This window comes from Streptomyces sp. NPDC104309, from assembly GCF_055584025.1.
In genome coordinates this window covers 1-1603 of record NZ_JBVJMV010000140.1, presented here as the reverse complement: position 1 = coordinate 1603, position 1603 = coordinate 1, and the positions used below count along the sequence as shown (strand labels likewise).

Sequence of the window (1603 nt, the reverse complement as noted above, 5' to 3'; positions counted from 1 at the left end):
ACCGCATGGATCAACGACCCAGCCAAGCGCAGGGAACCCACACCACAAACCTCATAGCGTCACGACCGTCTCACTGGACTTGAAATCTTCCGGTCTGAGGGGCGTCGTCACTCACGGTCCGGCTCCCATGTAGGCGCGGTCGGCCAGGACTGGAACGCCCTGACGCTCGCAGATCCGAATGATCCGGTGGGGCCGCGGTCAGGTCGTGCGTGCGGCCGGGCAGTGCAGGCGAGATGCACAGCAGCCGCCCAATCGGGTCGGTCACCTCCTGCACGTTCACCCCGTGCCGGTGGTGCTTGTGGGAGTAGTCGGCCCGGCTGTCGCCGACCCGGTCGCACTCCGCCAGTGGGCTTGATCCGCTTTGACGGACATTCGAGATCTGGGGTTCATCCCCGGGAGGATGTCCATCATGGAGAGCATGGGGAAGAAGAAGCCTCGCCGCCCTCGCCGTTCGTTTACGCCGGAGTTCAAGGCCGAGATCGTCGGGCTGTGCTGACGGGGTGACCGCTCGGTCGGTCAAGTGGCCAAGGACTTCGAACTGACCGAGACCGCAGTGTGGGACTGGGTGAAGCAGGCAGAGGTCGACGCGGGTGAGCGCAACGGGCTGACCAGCGGCGAGCGCGAGGAACTGGCCGCGTTGCGGCGGGAGAACCGTCGGCTGCGCGAGGATGTTGACATCCTCAAGCGGGCCACAGCTTTCTTCGCGAAGGAGACCCGGTGACGGTGCACCGTTCATCGAGGCGGAGAAGCGTGCAGGCCACAGCGCCAAACGGGCGTGTGAGCTGATGAAGGTCTCCCGGACCGCCTTCTATGCCCGTCGCTCCGGCCTGCCCGGTCCTCGTGCGGTGCGGGATGCCAAGCTGACCGAGCAGATCACCGCAGTCCATACGCGATCGCGCGGGACCTACGGTGCCCCGCGCGTGCATGCCGTGCTCACGCGCGAGGGCGCCGTGTGCGGCCGGCGTCGTGTCGCACGACTGATGCGGGCCGCCGGGCTGCAAGGCCGGCGCCGCCGCCGACGGCACGTGACCACGATCCCCGACCCCAAGGCTGCCTTGCGTCCCGACCTCATCGTCCGGGACTTCCAGCCCGGCCGCATCGGGCTCGATGCCCGCTGGTGCGGCGACATCACATACATCCCGACCGACGAGGGCTGGCTCTATCTGGCCACGGTCATCGACATCGCCTCCCGGCGCGTGGTCGGCTGGGCAACCGCCGACCACCTGCGAACCAAGCTGGTAGCCGACGCACTGACAGCCGCCTGCCGACAGCGTCGCCCCACCCGTCCCGTGATCTTCCACTCGGACCGCGGCTGCCAATACACCAGCCAGCAATTCGCCGCCTTGGCAGCCCAGTTCGGAATCCGACTGCCGGTCGGCCGCACCGGCCAATGCTGGGACAACGCGCTCGCCAAGTCGCTCTTCTCGACCATCAAACGCGAACTGCTCGGCACCTCCGCCTGGCCCAGCCGGGCCACCGCCCGCACCGCGATCTTCGACTTCATCGAAGGACCCTGTTGCCCAATTGGGTGAAGACGTCGCGATCGTGCCCTGTGCGGTGCTGGGGCGGGTGAGTCTGGTGTGTAGGCATCGGAGACACGAAC

The 1603-nt window shown here is 67.3% G+C and carries 2 protein-coding genes and 1 pseudogene; 2 read left to right on the top strand and 1 reads right to left on the bottom strand.

What is annotated here, in order from left to right; translation table 11 throughout:
* Positions 1–114: 114 nt before the first annotated feature.
* A pseudogene (locus ACZ68L_RS46870) lies at positions 115–346 on the bottom strand (transposase family protein); the annotation flags it as partial.
* 174 nt (positions 347–520) lie between these two features.
* Here ACZ68L_RS46870 and ACZ68L_RS46865 point away from each other — a divergent pair.
* The gene (locus ACZ68L_RS46865; protein ID WP_469591037.1) at positions 521–721 is read left to right on the top strand and encodes a transposase; all 201 of its coding nucleotides are present in this window, start codon (positions 521–523) and stop codon (positions 719–721) included.
* Positions 669–1532, top strand: a complete 864-nt coding sequence (locus ACZ68L_RS46860; protein ID WP_469591035.1) for an IS3 family transposase — start codon at positions 669–671, stop codon at positions 1530–1532. Before ACZ68L_RS46865 ends, ACZ68L_RS46860 begins: the two co-directional genes overlap by 53 nt.
* The last annotated feature ends 71 nt before the right edge of the window (positions 1533–1603 follow it).